The organism is Achromobacter sp. 18P8.1.1, assembly GCF_057799415.1.
Genome location: NZ_JBYOKH010000001.1, coordinates 1 through 21,073, shown reverse-complemented (window position 1 = coordinate 21,073; position 21,073 = coordinate 1). Strand labels below are relative to the sequence as shown.

Genomic DNA, 21,073 nt, shown 5'->3' with positions numbered 1-21,073 from the left:
TTTCGCGGAAGTACTGTCATGACGTCCCCCGTCTTGCGCCAATTGGCGTCCAGCCTCACGCTCAGCGCCCTCGGCTTGTCCGTGGCCTTCGCCCAGGAGGCCGCGCCCATCGCCCCGGCGCCGGCCAGCCAACCCGTGCCCTCGCTAGCCCCCGTGGTCGTCTCCGGCCAAACCCTGACGCAGGCCCTCGATCCCGGCCCGCAGCAAGTCAGGCAAGTCCTGCAGGCCGTGCCAGGCGGCACCAACCTGATCGAACCTCAGCAGGAGGTGCGCCTTGTCACCTTACGCGATGCCCTGGACTATCAACCCGGCGTCATCGTGCAGGAATTCTTCGGCGGCTTGGACCAACCGCGCTTGAACATCCGCGGTTCCGGCATTCAGAGCAATCCGTTAAGCCGCGGCATCCTGCTGATGCAGGATGGCGTACCGCTCAATGACGCCGACGGCTCGTTCATCATCAGTTTGCTGGAGCCCCGCAATGCCGGCCTGGTCACCGTGCGGCGCGGCGCCAATGCGCTGTCGCCCGGCGCCAGCACGCTGGGCGGCGAAGTCGATTTCCAGTCACTGGTGGGCACCCAGAGCGATGTGATCCGCTTGGGAGGCGGCAGCTTCGGCACGCGCAACCTCGCGCTCTCGAAGGGATTCGAAGACGAACGCATGGACGGCCGTATCAGCTTCGGCTACGACAAATCCGATGGTTACCGCCATCATTCCGCGTCCGAGCGGTCCAGCTTCCAGGGCAACCTGGGATTCCGCCGTGGCACGTTCGAGAACCGCACGTACCTGTCATATACCGACCTCAAGTTCGACATCCCCCAGCCCCTGCCCAAAGCGCGCATGTACGAGGATCCGCGCGGCGTGTTGGGCGACGGCGATTCGCCGCTGGATCTGAGCAACAACGTCTATAAGCGTGATCCGCATCGGGACACCAGCCAGTTCCGCCTTGCCAACCGCAGCTATTGGGGCAGTGATGCCCTTAACCAGACCGTTGGCCTGTACTGGCAGCGCACCGATGACGACTTCACCAATCCGCAGGTCGCGAACGTGACCGACGGTGATACCTATGGCCTGTTGTGGAAGTTGGCGGGCAAGGCCGGCAACGTCGACTACCGCGTCGCTCTCGACTGGCAACGCAGCGATATGGACCGCGACTTCTACGCCATTCGCCCCGCCGACGGCAGGCGCCTGCAGCGCTTCGGCGCCTACGACCTGCAAGCGGAAAACCGCAGCGCCCTGGTCGGCCTGGATTGGCATGTGACGCAGCAACTCAGCCTGGTCGGCGACCTGAAATACACCCAGGCGGTGCGCGATGCCCGCGAGCGCAACACGGGCAAGACCCTGGACCAGGACTGGAGCTACGCCACCCCGCGCCTGGGCATCGTATGGCAGCCGGCCACCGCGCAGCGGTGGTATGCCAACGTCAGCCGCAGCAATGAGGCGCCCACGTTCTGGGAAATCGTCAACGGCGAGGTGCCCGCGCCCATGAATCCCGCTACCGCCGTCACGTCGATGAGCAAGCTGGATTTGCAACGCGCGCTGACCTACGAATTGGGCGGCGACGGCGCCTTCAACCAGGCCGGCCGCGAGCAACATTGGACGGTGTCGCTGTACCGCAGCAAGGTGGACGATGAACTCATGTCCGTCACCAACGCCAACGGTACTCCGGCCGGCACCTACAACTATGGCGGCCAGACCCGGCACCAGGGCATCGAAGCCGGTCTCTACGGCAGTCTGCCCGCGCCGGGCGACGGCTTGCTCGATTACCGCGTGGCCTACACGTTCAGCGACTTCCGCTTCCGCTCCGGCGAATACCAGGGCAACCGCATTGCCGGCGTGCCGCGCCATCTGCTCAGCGCCGAAGTGATGTACCGCAAGGGGGGCTGGCGCGTGGGGCCGAATGTGCGCTGGCTGATGAGCGACACCGAGACCAACCATGCCAACGCCGCCGGTACGCAGCAGAAGGCCTATGCGTTGCTGGGCTTCAAGGTGGCGTATGAGCACGACGCCCACTGGAGCGGATACGTGCAGGCGGACAACCTGACGGACAAGACGTACGCCAGCAGTTATGCGATACGCAACACGGCGACGGTGGCCATGCCCATTTTCCTGCCGGGCAACGGCAGGTCGCTGAGCGCGGGGGTAGCCTACCGGTTCTGAAATAAACTGCAGGCAAAGACGGGCTGCGCGGGCTGGTGCCGGCGGCGCTCGCACCACGCCAACCCTTGCCGCCCTTCCCATGCCCATCGCAGATCTTGCCGCCGCGCTCACCGCCCCGATCCTCACCGCTGATGATCTGGACTCGCTCGAGCAATTCTTCAACCGCCCCGAGGTTCGCGCGTTTTACGTGCACGCCCAGGACGCGGCACACACCAGCACATCCCTGCAGACCTGCGTGGATCTGCTGCCCCGGCTGCACCCCAACCGCGCGTCGGCCCTGGCGCTGATGTGCGGGTCCCTGGTTGAAGACGATGCCGATCCCGCCATTCTTTTTCCGACGTTGCAATCGCTGCTGAGCCAGTGGCTGCAGACCCTGCGGCCCTATTGCGCGCAGGAAGTCGAAGCGGACGATGACGAGGTCGAGGAAGCCGACCGCCAGGCCTGGGCGGATGCGCAAGCGAAGATGGCCGCCGTTGCCGAAGACGAGCGCTGGCAGGTCGAAGCCCTGCATCAAGCCGTGGACGTCCTGGTCTTGCCCATGATGACGATGCTGATGCGCGACCAGGGCAACCATCAAGCCTTTGTATCGGACGACGCCTTGATGGGGTTGCTGCACCCCATGGCCACCAGCAACGACAGCCTGCCGTTCGAGCAACTGCATTATTTATGGATGGCGGCGCAAGTCAGCTACCTGGACGAATTGATCGTGGTGATGCCTGCGTCCCGATCCGGCTTCGTCGTGCAAGCCCACGCCGTCAACAATACCTTCCACGCCTTCACGTTGCTGCAGATCATCATTGGCGAGCATGCCGAGGCCTTGGGTGTGAAGCGGGACATCGCGCCGCGCCAGCCCGATATGGAGCGGGATACCGCCGACTTCCAATGGCTGCAGATCGGCGCCTATGCCGACGGCGAACTGGTCCAGCCGATGCTGTGGGCCTGGGGCGAAGCGGCGTTGCGCCTCAACATGGCCAAACATGGAAAGCGGGTGCTGGTTGCGCTGGAGACCGATGAGGGCACCCAGCGCAATTGGTCGGGATTCAACGGCATCATCCACGACGCGCAGCAGCCGTCGATGACGTTCAAGCGGTATTTGACGGCGGATGAGGTGACGTCTTATCTGGCTTGACCGCCCATGGCAGCAGGCAAACGTGTCACCACTTGCCCGGGTTTTGCGATTGCGATTGCGACTGCATTTGCGACGAGGTGGTGCCGGGCCTTACCGTTTCCACGTATTTTTTATAGCTGTCGATGTATTCCGGGCTGTTGATATCCGGCGTGTTGTCGCTATTCCAGTTTCTTTCGACGCCGGATTGCTTCCAGGCGGCCAGGTCGCGCATGACGTCGTCGCGGCTCAGGGCGACGTTCGGCTCGGGCGTGGCGGTGGTGGGGGCGGCTCCCATTTGTGCAGCGGCGGGGCCGGACAGCAGCGCAAAGGCCGCCAAGGCCACCGGGATGGCGGCGCGGAGGGTCAGGATAGGCTTCATGAAGTGCTCCTTGATGACAAGCGTGATCGCAGCTTTTCCTTGACGGGATGCGTGGGCGCAGGCTCGGGCAAGGACCGCTGCGGGACCGGATTGCCCCCTCTCTGATGGCTTCGGGCCCATCGTAGGGCCGCATGGGTGCAGGCCACATACTCAAAATTGGGTACGCCCGCAGGCGTCTGGACGGCGGCCGTTTGGCTTGGCGGGCAGGGCGGCCTACAGCAAGGAGGCTAAGCGCACCAGTTCCGCCTGCCGGTTGCATTCCATCTTGCTGAGCAGGGAGGCAACCTGTTTGCGCACCGTCAGCACCGAGGCCTGACGCAGGGTGGCGACTTCTTCCACGCTATGGCCGGCGGCAAGACCAGCGAGGACAGCCGCTTCGGCATGCGTGATGGCAAACACGGATTCCAGCTTGGCGACGTCGGGCATCGCGAAGGCGCTTTTCTTACGCATGCGGATCAGCAACATCCTGCCGCCGATCAGATTCAAGGCGTGAGGCGCGGGGCTGATGTCGATCCAGAAGAACTCTCCCCAGCCGGACGCGGTGGCCAGCGACCGCGTTTTGCCGTCCCGGACGGCTGCGGCGCAGTTGGCGTCGAACAAGCGCTGCACCTTGTGGTCGGCGTGCCGCAGCTTGCCGCCGCGCACCGTCCAGCCTTGGGCGTCGTCCAGATACCGTACCGCCAGCGCGGACATCTCGTTGACCATGGATTCCTTGCTGATCAGCAAGATGGCTTCGTCCAGTTCCGAGAAGGCGCGTTCAATGGATTGCCAGCCGACGGCCAGCGCTTTTTCGCGCTGCGCGAGGTGGCTTTGCAGCGTGCGGAAGTATTGGGCGAAATCACCGGACTGCAGGCGCTGACTGGCTTTGGGGTCGACCGTCGCGCGCTGGAATCCGATGGAGGCGTGCAGCACGGTGTTCGACTCGACGATCAGGCTCAGGATCTGCGCCATCCGGTGCTTGAGCATGAAGTCCGTATAGAACTCCGTGCGTTGCAGCTGGCCGGGGCTGTACATCTGCGCCGTGTCCAGCCAGGTGCCGGCAGGGGCCTGCCGGGAGTCCTGTTCCAGGATGTCGCAACGGTGGTAATGGCCTTGGTAGTCGGCGTAACACGCATCTGAAAAGCCGATGGCGGACAGATTCAGCAGCTTGTTGCGGGCATCGAAGACGATCAGCGTGCCGCTGTCGGCGCCGACCAGGTCGCGGGCGGTGCGCAAAATATCGTGCCAGGGCGGTTCGGGGTCGGTCAGGTGATGCACGGCGTCGATCGCGCGCCGCAAAGCAATCTGATGCTCGGCCATGGTGTGCCTCCAACGCTGGTTCAAACGTAAACGCTGCTACGTGTCTCAGGTGCTGGTGGGGAGCTTCGGCCTCTTCGGACCAAAGCGGTGCTCGGCTGCTGCGGATCAGAGCGGAAGGGTTGGCGGGGTGGGGCGCATGGATAGCGGCCGCCGCGGACCCAAGCGGAAATTATCCTCGCAAAATGGCGGCGAAGGACAAAATCGTTACGCCCTGGGGTCAGGAAAAATGCCCCTCGTGCCACGCGTGGTGCAGCCGCACCGGGGCATTTCGACCGGATGGGCAGGCAGGCGCCCTAAGGCTTGGCGTTTGCCGCAGCAGAAGGCAATACCGCGACCCGCCAGAAGTCCAGGAAATGGCGCTTTTTCAAGGGGTCCAGATACACCAGCAATCCCACGCCCAGGCCCATCGGACGCACGCCTGCCGCAGGGACGACGGATGCGCTGACGGGCCGCATGCCGGATTGCCGCGCGACCATTTCCTGTCCGCGCGCCGACAGCAGATAGTCCAGAAGCAGGGCGCCCAGGTCCGCGCGCGGCGCCTGCCTGGGAATGACCGCCGACCGTGACAGCATCAGCGTGTAGTCCTGCGGGTAGATGATCGCCAGCGGCGCGCCTTGGTCGATGCGGTGCCGGGTGTAGGACTCCAGCAGGTTGTAGGCCAGCGTGATATCGCCGCGCTCCAGCTTGTCCAGGGCGTCTTCGGTGGATTGATGGACGGTGACGCCGCTCGCGCCCAGCGCCGCCAGCAGCGCGCCGGCCATGCTGTCCAACCGGGTGTCCTGCGTGGCAGCCAGGTAACCGATGCCGCTGCCCTGGACGTCGTAAGTCGAGATCCTGCCGGCCAGGGGCTGGTCCGGGGCCTGCAGCAGGGACAGCAGTTCGCGTCGGGTGCGGGGAGCGCGGGCGGCGTCGAGCTTGCGCGTGTTGTAGACCATCACGATGGGATCGGTGCCGATGCTGAAGACCTCGTCCCGCCAGTTGGCCCAGGCGGGCAGCGACCGCGTCTCGGGCGAGACATGGGCTTGCGCGTAGCCGTCGTTGACGAGCTTGGTCTGCAAGTCCATGGCGCTGCTGATGATCAGGTCCGGGCCGGATCGGGCAGCGCCGGCCTGACCACGGGCCACGGTTTCAGCGTAGAGCTCCTGCGTGGTCAGTTCGGTGTATTCCAGGCGGATCATGGGGTTCAGCCTGCTGAAGTCTTCCAGCACGCCTTTGAACACCTGCACGCTGTTGGAGGCGTGCAGGACCAGCACGTGCTTGCTGTCGGCAGGCCCTAGCGTGAGACCCGCGCCGCTGGCTTCCTGGGCCTGCACCGTGGGCAGGAGCAGCAGCAAGGCGGCGATTGTGACCAGGCCGCGGCCGAACCCGCGCAGGGATGACAAGGCGCTACGCATCATGGGGGCTGGCCGGTAAGGTGATGACGGCGTCCAACCCGCCGCCCACGCGGTTGCTCAGGCTGAGCTTGCCGTGATGGATGTCCACTACGCGTTTGATGATGGACAGGCCAAGGCCGGCGCCGGGCGTGCGGGGATTGGGGCCGCGTGCAAAGCGTTCAAAGGCGGTGTTGGCCAAGGCCGGCGGAATGCCTGGCCCCTGATCGGATACGGTAATCCGCCAGGACGCGTCGTGGCGGTCAAGGCGGATGTCGATGTGGCCGTCGGGACTGGCGCCGTGGCGCAGCGCGTTGTCGATCAGGTTCTTGAAGGCCTCGCGCAGCATCAGGCTGTCGCCCTGGATGTGGGGCGCTTCGCCCGCCGCCGTGCCTGGCAGGTGCAGGCGCACGTCGGGCTGGGGGTCGGCTTGCGGGATGGTGTCGTAGGCCGCCTGGCTCAGCAGCTCGGCCAGGTTCACCGGTTGGAACTGTTTGACGTTGCTGCGGTGGATGACGCTGGCGTCGCTTAACAGCTGGTTCACCAGGCGCGACAGCTTTTCCGCATTGCGCAGCACGGCCAGCAGGCTGCGGCGTTGTTCGGCGGCGTCTTCCTCATCCAGCGCCACCTCCATCTGCGCGTGCAGCGCGGCCAGCGGCGTGCGCAGTTGATGCGCGGCCTCGGCGATGAACAGGCGCAGCGTATCCAGGTTGTCCGACAGGCGCGCCATGAAGCCATCCAGCGCGTGGACGAGCTTGTCCAACTCTTCAGGCACGGGCGCGTGGATGGGATGCAGGTCCGACGCGCTGCGGGCGGCAAGTTCGCGTTCAATGCGCTGGATGGGCGACAACGAGCGCTGCAGGCCCCAATACGCCAGGGCCAGCGCCGCCGCGGTGAAACCCATCAACGCCAGCGTGCCTTGCCAGAGGATGCCCTGGGCCAGCGCATTGCGCGCCTCGCGGGTCTGTGCCACCTGGATGACGGCCACCTCGGCGTTGCGCGGGCCGGCAACTTTGCGGGCCATCCAGGCAATGCGCACGGGCTCGCCCTGGTAGACGGCTGCGTACAGTTGGGGGACGCCGGCGGTGGTGGCGGCGTCCACGCCGGCCGGGGCAGGCAGGTCCCCATAGCCCGAGATCAGGGCGCCGTCACCGGCGGCCACGCGATAGAACACGCGATCGCGCGGGGCTTGCTCCAGCAGCGCCAGCGCGGCATACGGCATGTCCATTTGCCATTCGCCCTGCACCAGCTGCAGGCTGTCGGCCATGGACAGGACGGAGGCGCGCAGCAATTGGTCGTAGGTGGTGTCGGCAGTCTGCTGCGCATACCCGCGCACCAGCAGATAGAGGGCGCCCAGGCCCACGGCAAAAAGCGCCAGCAGCATGGTCAGCAGCCGGCGTCGGACCGAGAGGCGGCGGTGCTGCACAGCTTAGTCCTGCGGCGTGTCGGGCGCTGCGGTGCTACGGCCCGAGTCGTCGGCCGCGGTCAGCAGATAGCCGGTGCCGCGCTGCGTTTCGATGCGCAGCGGCGATCCTTCCAGCTTGCGGCGCAGGCGGGCGATATAGACCTCGATGGCGTTGGGGGCGGCATCGTCGTCGAAGGCGAACAGCTTGTTGGCGATTTCCGATTTGCTGACGGCGCGGTTCATGCCGGCCAGCAGGATTTCCAGCAGGCTGTATTCGCGCTTGGGCAGGTCGATGCGTTGGCCGGCCAGGGTCACCTGGCGGGCGGCGCTGTCGATGGTCAGGTCGCCGAAGCGCTGCACGCCCGTGGCCTGGGCGATGGGCCGGCGCAGCAGGGCGCGGCAGCGGGCTTCAAGTTCGCGGAAGTCGAAGGGTTTGGCCAGGTAGTCGTCGGCGCCGGTATCCAGGGCATGGACACGGTCCTCGATGTCGATGCGGGCGGTCAGCGCCAGCACCGGCGTCTTGCTGCCGCGGTCGCGCAGCCGATGCAGGATGTCGAAGCCCGACATGCGGGGCAGCCCGATGTCCAGGATGACCAGATCGAAGGTCTCGTATTGGAGGACGCCGTCGGCGCTGAGACCGTCGTTCTGCAGGTCCACGGCATGGCCGAGACGGCGCAGCCGGCGGACGATGGCGTCGGCCAGATCCTCGTCGTCTTCGATTACCAGGATGCGCATGGGCCCGATTGTAGTGCCGTCGGCTTTACCCCCGGTCTTGCGGGCTTGCTTACAAAAAAACGACAGGTTCCAGACAGCTTTTCTTCCTAGTCTTCTGCACCTGCTTCCCCCGCCGGAGGCAGTGCCACACATAACAACGACTAGTCGGAGATACCCCTCATGCTTCTGACCCTGCTTGGCTTCGGCATGGTGATCACGTTCATGACGCTGATCATGACCAAGCGCCTGTCGCCGTTGGTCGCCCTTATCCTCGTCCCCATTATTTTTGCGTTGCTGGGCGGCTTCGGCGCCGGCATCGACAAGATGATGCTGGACGGGATCCGCAAGATTGCGCCCACGGGCGTGATGCTGATGTTCGCCATCCTGTATTTCGGGGTGATGATCGACGCCGGCCTGTTCGACCCCATCGTGGGCCGCATCCTGCGCGCGGTGAAGGGCGATCCCTTGAAAATCGTGGTCGGCACCACCGTGCTGGCCCTGGTGATCTCGCTGGACGGCGACGGCTCCACCACCTACATGATCGTGGTGGCCTCGATGCTGCCGCTGTACCGTCGCCTGAAGATGAACGCGCTGTCCATGACCTGCCTGGCGATGCTGGCCAGCGGCGTGATGAACCTGACGCCGTGGGGCGGGCCGACGGCTCGCGCCGCCAGCGCCCTGCACGTGGACGCGGGCGACATCTTCGTGCCGCTGGTGCCGGTGATGGGCGTGGCGATTGTCTCGATCCTGGTCCTGGCGTTCTTCCTGGGCCTGCGTGAGCGCCGCCGCCTGGGCGTGCTGTCGCTGCCGGCTGGCGCGTCGCTGCATGCCGGCTACGACGAAGACGGCCCCAAGAACCTGCCCGAGATCGAAGTCGACCACGACCTGCGCCGCCCCAAACTGTTGTGGGTGAACGCGGGCCTGACGCTGGCGCTGATGGTCAGCCTGGTGATGGGCATCCTGCCGCTGCCGGTGTTGTTCATGATCGCCTTTGCGGTGGCGCTGATCATCAACTATCCGAACCTGGCCGAGCAGCGCCGCCGCGTCGCCCAGCATGCGGGCAACGTGCTGTCGGTGGTGTCGCTGATCTTCGCCGCCGGCATCTTCACGGGCATCCTGTCGGGCACGGGCATGGTGGAAGCCATGTCGCGCAGCCTGCTGGCCGTGATTCCGGATGCCATGGGGCCGTATTTGGCCGGCATCACCGCGCTGGTCAGCCTGCCGTTCACGTTCTTCATGTCGAACGACGCCTTCTACTTCGGCGTGTTGCCGATCCTGAGCGAAGCCGCCCAGGGCTATGGGATTTCGCCAGTGGAAATGGCGCGCGCATCGCTCATCGGCCAGCCGGTGCATCTGCTGAGCCCTCTGGTGCCGTCGACCTACCTGCTGGTCGGCCTGGCCGGCGTGGAATTCGGCGACCACCAGCGCTATTCGCTGAAGTGGGCCACGATGGTCTGCATGGTGATGCTGGCGGCCGCCCTCGCGTTCGGCCTCTTCCCCCTGGTGGGCGGGGTCGCTTGATCCGCGGCGCCTGCCGCACTTTCATAAAGGAACGTTCATGGCTTTGCGTATTGCTTACGTCACCAGTGGAATGGGCCACACGGGCACCGCGATCTGCCAGGCGCTGCATCATGCCGGACACCGCGTGGTGGCCGGCTGCGGCCCGCGCTCGTCGCGCCGTGACGGCTGGCTGAAGGAACAGAAGTCCCTGGGCTACGACTTCATCGCCTCGGAAGGCGACGCGACCGATTGGGCCTCGACCGAGGCCGCGTTCGCCAAGGTCCGCCGCGAAGTGGGCGAGATCGACGTGCTGGTCAACAACGCAGGCTCGATGCTGGACATGCGTTTTCGCCAGATGGCGTATGCGGACTGGTCGGCCGTGCTGCGCAGCAACCTGGACACCTTGTTCAACAGCACCAAGCAGGTGGTCGACAGCATGGCCGACCGCGGCTGGGGGCGCATCATCAACATCGGGTCCGTGGCGGCGGAAAAAGGCCAGATCGGCCAGATCAATTACGCCACGGCCAAGGGCGCGGTGATCGGCTTCACACGGTCGCTGGCGCAGGAAGTGGCGGCGCGCGGCGTGACGGTGAACCTGGTGTCGCCGGGCTTCATTGCCGACGATACCGTCAAGGCCTTCCCGCCCGCGCTGCTGGACCGCATCATCGAAAGCGTGCCCGTCGGACGGCTGGGCACCGCCCGCGACCTGGCCGGGCTGTGCGCCTGGCTGGCGTCCGACGAAGCGGCGTTCGTGACGGGCGCCAACTACGCGATCAACGGCGGCGTATACATGAGCTGACGGCCGGCGCGCCTAGTGCGCGCGGCGGTTCAGGAAATCCGGGATGGACGTGGCGGTGCGCTTGCTGTCGGCCAGCCACTCCACGCGCCATTCGGTGATCCGCGCTTCGGTGAAATGCTCGAAGACGCCCGGGGTGGGTTCGTTGATCGATTCAAACTGCCGGACCAGCACCAGCGGCTGCTCCGCGCCCGGCGTCTCGTTCGCGCATTCTGCCGCGTCCTCGAAGGTAGCGAACGCGTAGTAATAGTCGTCGCCGTCGTGCAAGTCTTCGCCGCCCGCATGCGGGTGCACCCACACGCGGTACTCCAGCACGTCGTCATAGAAATACCCGCCGCCGGACTTCGTCAGGGCGGGGTATTCGCCGACCTGGTCGGGATCGATGGCGGCGGGGTAGGGGGAAGGAGCGGAAGACGTCATAGTGCAGAATTCTTGCAGGGGTTGATGGGGCGCGAGATGCAGGGCGACACCTTATCCGATCTTTGGCGGGATTAGTGCGTCAACGCCAGGTGGGCGATGTATCCGGACCGGCTCTCTCCGGCAGCGCGCGCTTGTGATTTATCAGACGGTGCGACCAGCCAAAGGCCTCCGTGTGCGCAAGCGTTGGGGAAAACCGCAGGCTACGTGCATTGCCACAGCTGCCCGCTCACGCGGCAGCCCGAGCACCAGAACGTGTAATTGCAGCCCCCGCTGCCCCATAGCCATTCGCCGCCGTCGGCCTGGGGCAACCCGGAATCCAGCTGCATGACGGCAGCCATGTCCCGCTGGCAGTCGGGGCAGGCGGGGTAGTCGGCGGATTGCACCCAACTGGGCGCGCCGCCGACGCGGCTGAGATTCTGGCGGCCGTTCGATTCGCCCCAGTCCTGGCAGGTCCAACGGGCGGGCGCGGTAAAGAGCTGGACCTCGGCGTCCAGCAAGGCGCCGGCGACGAAGTCGGGTGTCGACGGAGCGTCCCGCTGCTGGGCCGGATGCGCGCTGGCGACGCCATCGGCATCGTGCCGGTAAAACAGCGCGCCGTCGCTCTCCCAACCCTGGCAGGACAGGCATGTCGCGAATTCGATCGGGTTGTCGCTGTCGATGCCCGCGCGGGCGGGTTCGGGCAGGGACAGCAAGCGATGCAAGGGCGCATGGCAAAGTCCGCAGGTGCTGGCAAGCTCGCCGCCCATGCGCGCATGCGTGACGGGCGGCATGCCCGCGTTCCAGGTGGGATGGGCCCTGTGGATGTCGCGCCGCCAGGCGGGTTGATCGGCGAGCATCCGCTTGCGCTGCGCGGCGTTGAAGCCGATATGCAGGGGCCGTTCCGTGTGCAGCGAGCGCAGGCCGTCGGCGTGCCGGGTGTAGCCGGCAAGCATCAGCCAGGACGCAGCAGCGGGATCCGAGGCATCGGGGAACAGGCGCGCCAACGCGTGCAGCACGGCATCGGGCCGGCGCGACCGCAGCAAGGCAATGGCGCGTGCGCGGCCCAGCGTTCCTTCGGTGGTGTCGTGCTCAAGCGCGGCGCCCCAGGCTTCCAATGTCGCGGCGTCCAACGCGCGCCAGGCCTGGCCATCCAGATATTCCGGACCGCCTTCGCCCGCGTGCGCAGCGGCCAGCAACGGTTCCCAGTTGCCCGCGAAGACATGAGGGTATTGCAGGGCGGCGGAATCCAGCACGGCAGACAGAAGGTCCGACCGGTCCCCTTGCATCGCGCGCTGCCAGGCCAGGCTGACCGTGGCCACGTACGTGTCGTCGTCCATCAAGTCGAGCGCGGCGTCGATGAACGTGGCGTTATCAAGCGACCGGTCCAGCGCCAGCGCGACCAGATCGCCCAACGCCTTGGGGTCTTCACGCTGCAGTTGCAGCGTTTGCGCCATGGGGTCGTTGTTCTTCCAACCCAGGCGTTCGAAAGCATCCAGAATGGCAGTGGGGTCTTGCATGGGCGGGCCCTGATAATTTTCAGGCCAAAAGCATATCCCATGCGGGCCAGGCAGGCGCCTTACCGCCCCAGTTTCATCGACACATCCGTATGCGTGCCGCGGTCCAGGTCTGCACCAAGAGACTGATCCCAGTCGGGCAGGTTCAACAGTTCCTTGCCGATTTCGCCCGCTTCGATGCGGCGGGCGATGTCGTCCAGCAGCAAGGTGCGCGTGGCGAAGCCCTTGCCTTGGAGGTCCCGCGCGAACAGCCGGTACGTCAGGTTGGGTTCCGCGCCTTTCATGACGCCCAGGTCCAGGATGCGACCTTGTTCATTGCGCATCAGCAGATGCCCGGGCCGGGCGTAGATGCGGTAGATGCGCCAGGGCGACGAGATGGCTGCGTGTTCGCGCTGTGCTTCACGCTTGGGCTCGCCGCTGTTGCCGCGAGGCGGCATGGATGCGGGCGGAAGCAGTTTGACGCAGGCGTTTGCGAATTTTGCGATCGACCTTCTGAATGCGCTCACGCGTATTCTGCGATCGGCGCGGACGCCATTGACGCGACGCGTGACATTGGAAGGGACTGCGAGAGGTTATTACGTTGAATGGGCATGACCATACTCCTGTATGGCGATACGGCGAAGGTAACGCACGTTCAAGCACCATCGCACCAGCATACGCGCTTTACCTCGCGCGCGTAGTTAAAAGCAGGGTTGGTTACGCAATAGGCAAACAATAAGGGGCATGCAGACATGCAGGCGCGTTTTTTTCGGGCCAAATTACCGCCAATTGGAACCGTAATAACTATTTGGTGGTAATCGGAAACGCCGATTGACTTTAAGAACCCCTGCACCCATAGTGGACTTGAAGCTTTTCGAGCATCGTGATTTTCGTCCGGTCTTGCACCCTTGGGGGCGCTTCATTGTTCGCAGTCCTTTCCTTGACAGGCTCATTTCGCGGGCGGTGCCCGCATTTAAAGGAAAGAGATTATGGAAACCGGAATCGTCAAGTGGTTCAACGACGCCAAAGGATTTGGCTTCATCATGCCCGAGAACGGCGGCAAGGATTTGTTTGCGCATTTCTCGGAAATCGTGAGCGACGGGCATAAGGTGCTGCTGGAAAACCAGCGCGTCAGCTATGTCACCGCGCAGGGCGCCAAAGGCCCGCACGCCACGCAAATCCGCGCTTTGTGAATGAAGGCCCTTGCGGCCTTTTGATCAAATAGGGGGTTTCATGTTTCACAACAATATGGTCTACAAGGGCTATCGGCTCACCGCTAGTGTTTCCCGGATTTCAGTCGGGGGCAGTGGCCGGCCCGCCTTCACCGCAACGGTTGCGGTGGAACTTGCGGCAGATCAGGACAAGCTCAACGAACATCATGCCGTACCGTTGTTCGAATCGGGTGGATTCGTTTCCAGCCCGGGAATGGCGGTGGATGCCGCGATCAATCATGGCAGGCTCGTGGTTGACGCACATGCCAGGCCAGTTTGATGTCCGGCAGCATCGCGCTGCGCATATGCCTGACCGGGCCGCCCTGAATTCCACGGGCGGCCTTTTATTTTCCAGCGGCGTCGTTTGATCCTGCCGTTGGTGCTTTTACCCCGCATGCCCAGGAGAATCGCATGTCGAATTCAACCGGCAGGGCAGGCAGGGCGCGATGGGACGATGAAGGCGGCGCGCGTTTTTCCGCGTTGGCCACGTCATTCGCGCTTGAGCAACTGGACGACGCCGAGCAGCGCATCCTGGCTTTTCTTGGCGCCTCTGTGCTGAACCAGTGGCAGGAACTTCCGCAAGACGCGCGGCAACGCATCCTGGCCCTTGGCATGGCGCAAGCCGACTTCAATCCCCCGCAAGTGAAGATGCGGATTGCGCGTTTCATGGCGGACGGCGGCAGCGGCCGGCCCGGGGACATGCCGCCCGTGCGCATGCGGCCGGGCATCACGCGCGTGGAGCGCGACGATGACGATTTTGTCGACCGCGCCAAGACGGCTTATAAGCAGGACGGTGGCGCTGAAGAACCGGCGCACTATAGCCACATCAACGAATTCGAAGGAAAACGTGTCGTCGTCCTGCGCAACAAGCGCGGGGTGCTTGCCGTATACGAAGACGTGCAAGGCCTGGTGACGCGGCTGGCGCGCTGGCCGGCTTCCTGGGTGTAAGGCAATACGGGCCGACGCCTGTTCAGCGCAGCGCGTCGACCTTTCGGATGCATCGTGGACGCACTGGTGTAAAGTCATTTCCCCACGATTTTTCCCTGAAGGAACGATGGTGAATGACTCCCACGAAACGTCGATACTGCTTTTCTCGTACGGGACGTTGCAGGACAAGGCGGTGCAGTTGGCCAATTTCGGCCGCGAGCTGACCGGGCGGCCCGATGCGATGACGGGATATGTCCAGCACTGGGTGGCCATTACCGACCCGGAGGTCCTGAAGACCAGCGGCAAGGCCGAGCACCCCATCGTGTACGCCAGCTACGACCCGAAGGACGAAGTCCACGGCACGGTGTTCGAGATCAGCCAGAAAGAACTGCACGCCGCCGACAGCTATGAAGTCGCGGACTACAAGCGCGTATCGGTGTTGCTGAAATCCGGCGTGCACGCCTGGGTGTACATCAAGGCCTGATGCGCCGTCTTCCGCCTTATTGCTTCAGCCCCAGGCGCCGCGCCAGCTTGTGCAGGTTGCTGGGGTCCACGTCCAGGGCGCGCGCGGCATGGGCCCAGTTGCCGTCGTGCGCTTGCAGCGCCCGGCGGATCGCCTGGCGTTGGCAGGCGTCCACCGTGTCGCGCAATGACGGCAGGCCGGCGGCCGGCACGTCATCGGGCGCCAGCGCTTCCGTGACGGGCATCGGCGCGTTGTGGTCCGACACGTCCAGCAGGCTCGTCTCCAGCGTGACGATGTCGTTGCGGTTGGCGCCGTGGCTGACCGCCTTGATGGCGGCCCGGCTGATCACGTGTTCCAATTCCCGCACGTTGCCGGGCCAGGAATAGCGACGCAGCATTTCTTCGGCGTCTTCCGACAGCCGCAGGCTGCGCAGGCCCAGCCGCGCGCGGTTCAGTTCCAGGTAGCGGCCGGCCAGCAGCAGCACGTCATTGCCGCGTTCGCGCAGCGGCGGAATCGGAACGGGGTAGACCGACAGGCGGTGATAGAGGTCGGCGCGGAAATCGCCTGCCTGCACCAAGTCGCTCAGACTGCGGTTGGTGGCCGCCACGATGCGCACGTCCACCGTACGCGGGCGGTCGTCGCCCAGGCGCTGGATCTCGCCGTTCTGCAGCGCGCGCAGCAGTTTGGCCTGCACCAGCAGCGGCAGTTCGCCCACTTCATCCAGGAATAGCGTGCCGCCGTTGGCCGCTTCGAAGCGCCCGGGCCGGTCGGTGACCGCGCCGGAGAACGCGCCCTTGGCGTGGCCGAACAATTCGCTTTCCGCCAGGGACTCCGGCAGGGCGGCGCAGTTCACGTGCACCAGCGGCTTGCCGCTGCGGCGCGACAGGCGGTGCACGCGATGCGCGAACAACTCCTTGCCGACACCGGTTTCGCCTAGCAGCAGGATCGGCAGGTCGGAATCGGCCACCACCTGGATTTCGTGCAGCAGCCGGGCGATGGGCGGACTGTTGCCCAGGATTTCGTGCCGGTCCGGCGCCACGCTGTCGGCGGGGGCGGGGCCGCGGGCGTCGCGCAAGGCGCGGATCTCGGTTTCCAGCCGTGTGGTGCGCAGCGCGGCTTCGACCAGCACGATGGCGTCGCGCAGTTCGGACTGCGCTTGCCCGTCGAAGGTGCCGACATCCAGCGCATCCAGCGTCAGCACGCCCCAGGGTTTGCCTTCGACGTGCAGGCTGGTACCCATGCAGTCGTGCACCGGCAGCGGCTCGCCGGCCATGCCGTTGATCAGGCCGTCATAGGGATCGGGAAGCGTGCTGTCGTGGTGGAAACAGGTGACGCCGCGCCGGGCCAGGATGGCGGCCAGGCGCGGGTGCTGGTGCACGGCAAAGCGCCGGCCCAGCGCGTCCTGGGTCAGGCCGTCCACTGCGATGGGGCGCAGATGGTCTTCTTCCTGTTGAAGCAAGGCCACCGCGCCGCAACGAAAATGCGCACGCAGGCTGGAGACCAGCCGTTGCAGGCGGATGGCCGGCGGCAGGTCGGCGACCAGATCGGCAAGCAAGAGGTTATGCATGGGGTGGATTTTACCGTCCAAGGGTGATTAAAACCCTATCGCGCAACGGTGCTATCTACCCTGTAATTTGCAGATGATTGATTTAACGCAAGATTTTTCTGGCACGCTTTTCGCTTCTATCCCAGTACCCGTCAAGATCACTGGAGAGACGCGATGAGCATGGTTGAGCAATCCCTGGGCCAATTGGCCCGCAGCATTCCGGGCGCCACGCAGGTGTTCCACGAATACGACCTGGATTTCTGCTGTGGCGGCAAGAAAAGCCTGGGCGAGGCAGCGGCCCAACGGTCGCTGGACCCGACCCAGATCGAGGCGCGCCTCGTCGCGCTGTCCCACAACCCGCCCCAGGAAACGGATTGGGGCCAGGCGTCGGCCGCTGAACTGATCGACCACATCCTGGCCCGCTATCACGACGTGCATCGCCAGCAGTTGCCCGAGCTGATCCGGTTGGCCTTAAAGGTCGAGCAGGTGCATGCCGACAGCCCGGATTGCCCGGCCGGCCTGGCGGACCACCTGCGCACGATGCAGCAGGAACTGGAAAGCCATATGCAGAAAGAAGAGCAGGTGCTGTTTCCCATGCTGGCCCGCGGCCATGGCGCGATGGCGACCATGCCGATCATGGTGATGCGCATGGAGCACGACGACCATGGCGTGGCACTGGAACGGCTGCTGGCGCTGACGCACGACCTGACGTTGCCGCGCGCCGCATGCAATACCTGGCGCGCGCTCTATTTGGGCATCCGCACGTTCAAGGAAGACCTGATGGCGCATATCCATCTGGAAAACAACATCCTGTTCGACGATGCCGCGGCGCCGGCGCGCAACTAAGCGGCCCGCCGCCCCGGGTTCCGCCTAGCGGTCCTGGGGCGGCACCCCGTCCAGGCTGCGGCGTAGCGCCTCGTGCGCGGCCAGATCCACGGGGCGGTGGTTGCGCCAAGCCCGATCTCGACACAAAAGGAATGAAAACGGCCAACCATGTTGCAGCCGGGCGGCGCTTGCCGCCTGTACACTCGGATCACCTTAGGCTCAGGGGATCCTAGATGGCCGGTAGCAGTTTCTTCGCATTGTTCGATGACATCGCCACGATTCTGGATGACGTCTCCGTCATGACCAAAGTGGCGGCCAAGAAGACGGCCGGCGTGCTGGGCGACGACCTGGCGCTGAACGCGCAGCAAGTGACCGGCGTGCCGGTCAACCGGGAATTGCCGGTCGTGTGGGCGGTGGCCCGGGGTTCCTTCATCAATAAACTGATCCTGGTGCCGTCGGCGCTTTTGATCAGCGCCTTTCTTCCATGGGCCGTGACGCCGCTGCTGATGCTGGGCGGCGCGTTTCTCTGCTTCGAAGGCGTGGAAAAATTGGCCCACAAGTTCCTGCCGCATGGCGAGTCCGCCGAAGGCAATCACGCTGCGCGCGCGCAAGCCCTGCAAGACGCGTCCGTGGACATGGTCGCGTTCGAACGCGACAAGATCAAAGGCGCGGTGCGCACCGATTTCATCCTGTCCGCCGAGATCATCGTCATCAGCCTGGACGCCGTGGCGAACGCCGATTTCACGCGTCAGGTGCTGGTGCTGTCGATCATTGCCGTGGCCATGACGGTAGGCGTCTACGGGCTGGTGGCCGGCATCGTCAAGCTGGACGACCTGGGCCTGTACCTGAGCCAGAAGCGGTCGCAGGCGACGGCGTGGCTGGGCAAGCGCATCGTGGGCGCGGCGCCCTACCTGATGAAGACCTTGTCGGTGGTGGGGACTGCGGCCATGTTCATGGTGGGCGGCGCCATCCTGACCCATGGCATCCCGCCTGTGCATGCCGCCGTGGAGCAGGCCGCCGCCGCGGTGGGCGGGGGCGGCGTGGTCCATGCGCTGACGTCCACCTTGCTCAACGCCCTGTTCGGCATCGCCGCCGGGGCAGTGGTGCTGGGCGTGGTCAGCGCCGTGAAGCGGCTGTTCAAGAAAGGCTGAATGCGGCGCGCCGCTATGGCGCGCCACATTTTCCTGGGCGCGTCAGAAGCGATACTTCATCGTCAGCATCGCGTTGCGCGGATCGCCATAGAAGCCGCCGAAGCCGGTCGAGTAGTACTTCTTGTCCAGCAGGTTGTTGACGTTCAGCGTGGCGGACAGATGCCGGTTGAAGTCGTAGCGGGCCATCAGGCCGACCAGCGCGTAGGCGTCCTGCTTGAAGGTCTCGTTGTTGGGGCCATAGTCTGCCTGGGCGATGCTGCTTTGCCAGGTGACGCCGCCGCCCACGGTCAGCGGATGCCATGCCCCCGGCAGCCGGTACGTGGTCCAGAGCCGGAACAGGCTGTTGGGCTGCCAAGTGTCGACGCGGCGGCCGTCGCCGTCCTTCAATTGGCGGTAGCTGTAGCCGGCGATCATCTGCCAGCCAGGCTGCAATTCGCCCGAGATTTCCATTTCGAAGCCTCGTGACGTGACCCCCTGCACCGTGCGGTACGCATAGGAGCCGCCACCGCCGCCGGTGACCCAGATGTTGTCCGGGTCCATCTCGGCCAGGTTGTCCTGCTTCAGTTCGAAGACGGCCGCGCTGGCGTTGAGCGCGCCGTTGAAGAACTCGCCCTTCACGCCCAGCTCGTAGTTGTCGCCCTCAAGCGGCGGCAGGAAACTGTTGTTGCGGTCGCGGTAGGCCTGCGGCTTGAAGATGCTGGTGTAGCTGGCATAGACGGACCAGTTGTCGTCCAGGTCGTAGACCACGCCGGCGAACGGAGTGATCTTGCCTTTTTCGCGCAGCTTGTCGCTGATGCTGGTGCCGTCGAAATAGTCGCTGTCGACATCGCGCTTCCAGTCGGTGTAGCGCCCGCCCAGGATGATCGAAAAACGGTCGGTGGGGCGCAGACGCGCAGTGGCGTAGACACCCAGTTCTTCTTCCCGGGTCGTGGAATTGCCGGTTTGCGTGCCGGCGTAGTCGGGCTTGGGCGAATGGCCGTTCCAGTTGAAGATATCGGGAATCGACGCGTCATAACCCGGCAAGCGCCAGTTGGGGAAGGTGGCCCCGCCTTGTTCGTAGCGTGACGCGCTGACGCCGAGCACCAGTTCATGCTTGCGGCCCAGCAGCGTGAAGGGCCCCGTAGCGTACAGGTCCACCGCCGTCTGCTTGGGGCGTCCATGCCAGTTGGCCAGCCACAGGCCCGCGCCGGCGCCGGTCTCCCGGTCGGGATAGCCGTTTTGCGCATAGCCTTGCAGCGCGTCGTAATCGTTCTGGGTGTAGTTGACGATGGCCTTGGCGGTCCAGTCGTTGGCGAACGTGTGTTCCAGGCTGCCGAAGACGGAGGTCTGCTTGCGGTTGTAGTAGCTCCAGTCCGCGGCGCCGTTCATACGACGCGAGAAGTCGGTGACCGAACCGTCGCTGAAGAAGGCGGGAAAGCCGCGGCTGGCGTTGTCCGTGCGGTCGTCCTGATACGTGATGCCTGCGGTCAGCAGCGTCGAATCGGTCAGGTCGGCTTCCACGATGCCGTAGAACACGTCCTTTTGCTGTTTCACGCGGCTGATGAACGAACCGTAATCCTGATGCGCCGCGACGATGCGGCCGCGGATGCGGCCGTTCTCGACCAGCGAGCCCGACAGGTCGGCCTCGGCGCGATAGCGGTCCCACGAGCCGGCGCTGGCCGACACCGAACCCGAGAAGTCGCGGGTGGGGCGCTTGCGAACCAGGTTGACCGCGGCGGCGGGGCTGCCCGTGCCGCTGACCAGACCCGTGGCGCCGCGTACCACTTCCACCCGGTCGTAGATGGCGGTGTCGAAGGTGATGCCTTCCAGCTGGCTCGACGTGGGGATGCCGTCGAACAGGTAGGTATCCACGGTGAAGCCGCGCGAATAGACCTGCGTGTATTCCTGCGTGGCTGTGCTCTTGTCGACCGAGATGCCGGTGGTCTGGCCCAGCACGTCCTGGATGGTGTTCAGGCCCTGGTCTTCCATCTGCTGGCGCGTGATGACGCTGACGGATTGCGGCGTTTCGCGCAGCGACAGGTTCAGCTTGGTGGCACTGGTCGATCCCGTGTAGGACTGAGTGTCTTCCGTCTTGCCGTCGCGCAGCGCATCGGCGCTGACGGTGACTTCGGACAGGGTGGTGGCATCCGCGGCGGCAACCGGACGCAGCACATAGCCGTCCGCGCCCGAGGGGTGGCCGGCCAGGCCGGAGTCCTTCAGCAAGCGGTCCAGTCCCGCGCGCGCGCCGAATTCGCCCGACAGCCCCTGGGTGCTGCGTCCCGCCACCAGCGCAGGGTCGATCGCCAGGTTGATGCCCGATTCGCCCGCGTAGCGCGACAGCGCCGGCCCGA

At 65.0% G+C, this 21,073-nt stretch carries 20 protein-coding genes; 10 read left to right on the top strand and 10 right to left on the bottom strand.

The genetic code is table 11. The annotated features are described in order from the left end of the window. Positions 1-18: 18 nt before the first annotated feature. Both AC27VE_RS00100 and AC27VE_RS00095 read left to right on the top strand, forming a co-directional pair. Complete coding sequence (locus tag AC27VE_RS00100) at positions 19-2,157, top strand: TonB-dependent receptor family protein (protein WP_488702757.1); 2,139 nt, start codon at positions 19-21, stop codon at positions 2,155-2,157. Between the two features lie 79 nt (positions 2,158-2,236). Beyond that, a complete protein-coding gene (locus tag AC27VE_RS00095) occupies positions 2,237-3,286 on the top strand; it encodes a hypothetical protein (RefSeq protein WP_488702756.1) in 1,050 nt (349 codons plus the stop codon). A gap of 25 nt (positions 3,287-3,311) precedes the next feature. On the opposite strand, the gene AC27VE_RS00090 is transcribed toward AC27VE_RS00095, so the two are convergent. The 5 genes from AC27VE_RS00090 to AC27VE_RS00070 all read right to left on the bottom strand — a co-directional run bounded on the left by AC27VE_RS00090 (position 3,312) and on the right by AC27VE_RS00070 (position 8,453). Continuing rightward, complete coding sequence (locus AC27VE_RS00090) at positions 3,312-3,644, bottom strand: DUF4148 domain-containing protein (RefSeq protein WP_488702755.1); 333 nt, start codon at positions 3,642-3,644, stop codon at positions 3,312-3,314. A gap of 213 nt (positions 3,645-3,857) precedes the next feature. Continuing rightward, complete coding sequence (locus AC27VE_RS00085) at positions 3,858-4,943, bottom strand: LuxR family transcriptional regulator (protein ID WP_488702754.1); 1,086 nt, start codon at positions 4,941-4,943, stop codon at positions 3,858-3,860. 293 nt (positions 4,944-5,236) lie between these two features. Then, entirely contained in the window at positions 5,237-6,340 is a 1,104-nt protein-coding gene (locus tag AC27VE_RS00080; RefSeq protein WP_488702753.1) for an ABC transporter substrate-binding protein, read from the bottom strand. Further along, positions 6,330-7,739, bottom strand: coding sequence for a sensor histidine kinase N-terminal domain-containing protein (locus tag AC27VE_RS00075; protein ID WP_488702752.1), 1,410 nt, complete (start codon positions 7,737-7,739; stop codon positions 6,330-6,332). Before AC27VE_RS00075 ends, AC27VE_RS00080 begins: the two co-directional genes overlap by 11 nt. Positions 7,740-7,742: 3 nt before the next feature. Further along, positions 7,743-8,453, bottom strand: a complete 711-nt coding sequence (locus AC27VE_RS00070; RefSeq protein ID WP_280025733.1) for a response regulator transcription factor — start codon at positions 8,451-8,453, stop codon at positions 7,743-7,745. Positions 8,454-8,612: 159 nt separating this feature from the next. Here AC27VE_RS00070 and AC27VE_RS00065 point away from each other — a divergent pair, with 159 nt between their 5' ends. Together AC27VE_RS00065 and AC27VE_RS00060 are read left to right on the top strand one after the other, a co-directional pair. Further along, entirely contained in the window at positions 8,613-9,953 is a 1,341-nt protein-coding gene (locus tag AC27VE_RS00065; RefSeq protein WP_006223695.1) for a CitMHS family transporter, read from the top strand. A 37-nt stretch (positions 9,954-9,990) separates the two neighbouring features. Then, entirely contained in the window at positions 9,991-10,731 is a 741-nt protein-coding gene (locus AC27VE_RS00060; RefSeq protein WP_315132623.1) for an SDR family oxidoreductase, read from the top strand. A 12-nt stretch (positions 10,732-10,743) separates the two neighbouring features. Here the strand turns inward: AC27VE_RS00060 and AC27VE_RS00055 are convergent, their stop codons facing one another. The 3 genes from AC27VE_RS00055 to AC27VE_RS00045 form a co-directional block, all read right to left on the bottom strand. Then, positions 10,744-11,148, bottom strand: a complete 405-nt coding sequence (locus tag AC27VE_RS00055) for a hypothetical protein (RefSeq protein ID WP_006223697.1) — start codon at positions 11,146-11,148, stop codon at positions 10,744-10,746. Between the two features lie 200 nt (positions 11,149-11,348). Beyond that, complete coding sequence (locus tag AC27VE_RS00050) at positions 11,349-12,644, bottom strand: hypothetical protein (RefSeq protein ID WP_488702751.1); 1,296 nt, start codon at positions 12,642-12,644, stop codon at positions 11,349-11,351. A gap of 59 nt (positions 12,645-12,703) precedes the next feature. After that, on the bottom strand, positions 12,704-13,147 hold the full coding sequence (locus tag AC27VE_RS00045; protein ID WP_088587900.1) for a hypothetical protein: 444 nt from the start codon (positions 13,145-13,147) through the stop codon (positions 12,704-12,706). Between the two features lie 462 nt (positions 13,148-13,609). On the opposite strand from AC27VE_RS00045, the gene AC27VE_RS00040 reads away from it, so the two are divergent. The 4 genes from AC27VE_RS00040 (at position 13,610) to AC27VE_RS00025 (ending at position 15,242) form a co-directional block, all read left to right on the top strand. Beyond that, positions 13,610-13,813: a cold-shock protein gene (locus tag AC27VE_RS00040; RefSeq protein ID WP_006223700.1), complete on the top strand. Its 204-nt coding sequence runs from the start codon at positions 13,610-13,612 to the stop codon at positions 13,811-13,813. A 40-nt stretch (positions 13,814-13,853) separates the two neighbouring features. Continuing rightward, positions 13,854-14,111 carry a hypothetical protein gene (locus tag AC27VE_RS00035; protein ID WP_081534077.1) on the top strand — a complete coding sequence of 86 codons (258 nt, stop codon included), beginning with the start codon at positions 13,854-13,856 and terminating at the stop codon, positions 14,109-14,111. Positions 14,112-14,242: 131 nt separating this feature from the next. Next, positions 14,243-14,779 (top strand): hypothetical protein, encoded by a 537-nt coding sequence (locus tag AC27VE_RS00030; protein ID WP_175216751.1) that lies wholly within the window; start codon positions 14,243-14,245, stop codon positions 14,777-14,779. A 106-nt stretch (positions 14,780-14,885) separates the two neighbouring features. Beyond that, positions 14,886-15,242 carry a gamma-glutamylcyclotransferase family protein gene (locus AC27VE_RS00025; RefSeq protein ID WP_088587901.1) on the top strand — a complete coding sequence of 119 codons (357 nt, stop codon included), beginning with the start codon at positions 14,886-14,888 and terminating at the stop codon, positions 15,240-15,242. A 16-nt stretch (positions 15,243-15,258) separates the two neighbouring features. Here the strand turns inward: AC27VE_RS00025 and norR are convergent, their stop codons facing one another. Then, on the bottom strand, positions 15,259-16,788 hold the full coding sequence (norR, locus tag AC27VE_RS00020; RefSeq protein WP_488702750.1) for a nitric oxide reductase transcriptional regulator NorR: 1,530 nt from the start codon (positions 16,786-16,788) through the stop codon (positions 15,259-15,261). 153 nt (positions 16,789-16,941) lie between these two features. Here norR and ytfE point away from each other — a divergent pair, with 153 nt between their 5' ends. Both ytfE and AC27VE_RS00010 read left to right on the top strand, forming a co-directional pair. Beyond that, entirely contained in the window at positions 16,942-17,613 is a 672-nt protein-coding gene (gene ytfE / locus AC27VE_RS00015) for an iron-sulfur cluster repair protein YtfE (protein ID WP_088587903.1), read from the top strand. A gap of 212 nt (positions 17,614-17,825) precedes the next feature. Beyond that, complete coding sequence (locus AC27VE_RS00010) at positions 17,826-18,743, top strand: DUF808 domain-containing protein (protein WP_488702749.1); 918 nt, start codon at positions 17,826-17,828, stop codon at positions 18,741-18,743. A 42-nt stretch (positions 18,744-18,785) separates the two neighbouring features. Here the strand turns inward: AC27VE_RS00010 and AC27VE_RS00005 are convergent. Next, a partial coding sequence (locus tag AC27VE_RS00005; RefSeq protein ID WP_488702748.1) for a TonB-dependent siderophore receptor occupies positions 18,786-21,073 on the bottom strand: 2,288 nt, incomplete at its 5' end.

Excerpts from the sequence above, each read along its gene's own strand:
- AC27VE_RS00070 (WP_280025733.1), bottom strand. The coding sequence starts at position 8,453 with ATGCGCATCCTGGTAATCGAAGACGACGAGGATCTGGCCGACGCCATC.
- AC27VE_RS00035 (WP_081534077.1), top strand. The coding sequence starts at position 13,854 with ATGTTTCACAACAATATGGTCTACAAGGGCTATCGGCTCACCGCTAGT.
- AC27VE_RS00050 (WP_488702751.1), bottom strand. The coding sequence starts at position 12,644 with ATGCAAGACCCCACTGCCATTCTGGATGCTTTCGAACGCCTGGGTTGG.
- AC27VE_RS00025 (WP_088587901.1), top strand. The coding sequence starts at position 14,886 with ATGGTGAATGACTCCCACGAAACGTCGATACTGCTTTTCTCGTACGGG.
- AC27VE_RS00055 (WP_006223697.1), bottom strand. The coding sequence starts at position 11,148 with ATGACGTCTTCCGCTCCTTCCCCCTACCCCGCCGCCATCGATCCCGAC.
- AC27VE_RS00010 (WP_488702749.1), top strand. The coding sequence starts at position 17,826 with ATGGCCGGTAGCAGTTTCTTCGCATTGTTCGATGACATCGCCACGATT.
- AC27VE_RS00080 (WP_488702753.1), bottom strand. The coding sequence starts at position 6,340 with ATGATGCGTAGCGCCTTGTCATCCCTGCGCGGGTTCGGCCGCGGCCTG.
- norR (WP_488702750.1), bottom strand. The coding sequence starts at position 16,788 with ATGCATAACCTCTTGCTTGCCGATCTGGTCGCCGACCTGCCGCCGGCC.
- AC27VE_RS00100 (WP_488702757.1), top strand. The coding sequence starts at position 19 with ATGACGTCCCCCGTCTTGCGCCAATTGGCGTCCAGCCTCACGCTCAGC.
- AC27VE_RS00095 (WP_488702756.1), top strand. The coding sequence starts at position 2,237 with ATGCCCATCGCAGATCTTGCCGCCGCGCTCACCGCCCCGATCCTCACC.
- AC27VE_RS00065 (WP_006223695.1), top strand. The coding sequence starts at position 8,613 with ATGCTTCTGACCCTGCTTGGCTTCGGCATGGTGATCACGTTCATGACG.
- AC27VE_RS00040 (WP_006223700.1), top strand. The coding sequence starts at position 13,610 with ATGGAAACCGGAATCGTCAAGTGGTTCAACGACGCCAAAGGATTTGGC.
- AC27VE_RS00085 (WP_488702754.1), bottom strand. The coding sequence starts at position 4,943 with ATGGCCGAGCATCAGATTGCTTTGCGGCGCGCGATCGACGCCGTGCAT.
- AC27VE_RS00060 (WP_315132623.1), top strand. The coding sequence starts at position 9,991 with ATGGCTTTGCGTATTGCTTACGTCACCAGTGGAATGGGCCACACGGGC.
- AC27VE_RS00090 (WP_488702755.1), bottom strand. The coding sequence starts at position 3,644 with ATGAAGCCTATCCTGACCCTCCGCGCCGCCATCCCGGTGGCCTTGGCG.
- ytfE (WP_088587903.1), top strand. The coding sequence starts at position 16,942 with ATGAGCATGGTTGAGCAATCCCTGGGCCAATTGGCCCGCAGCATTCCG.
- AC27VE_RS00030 (WP_175216751.1), top strand. The coding sequence starts at position 14,243 with ATGTCGAATTCAACCGGCAGGGCAGGCAGGGCGCGATGGGACGATGAA.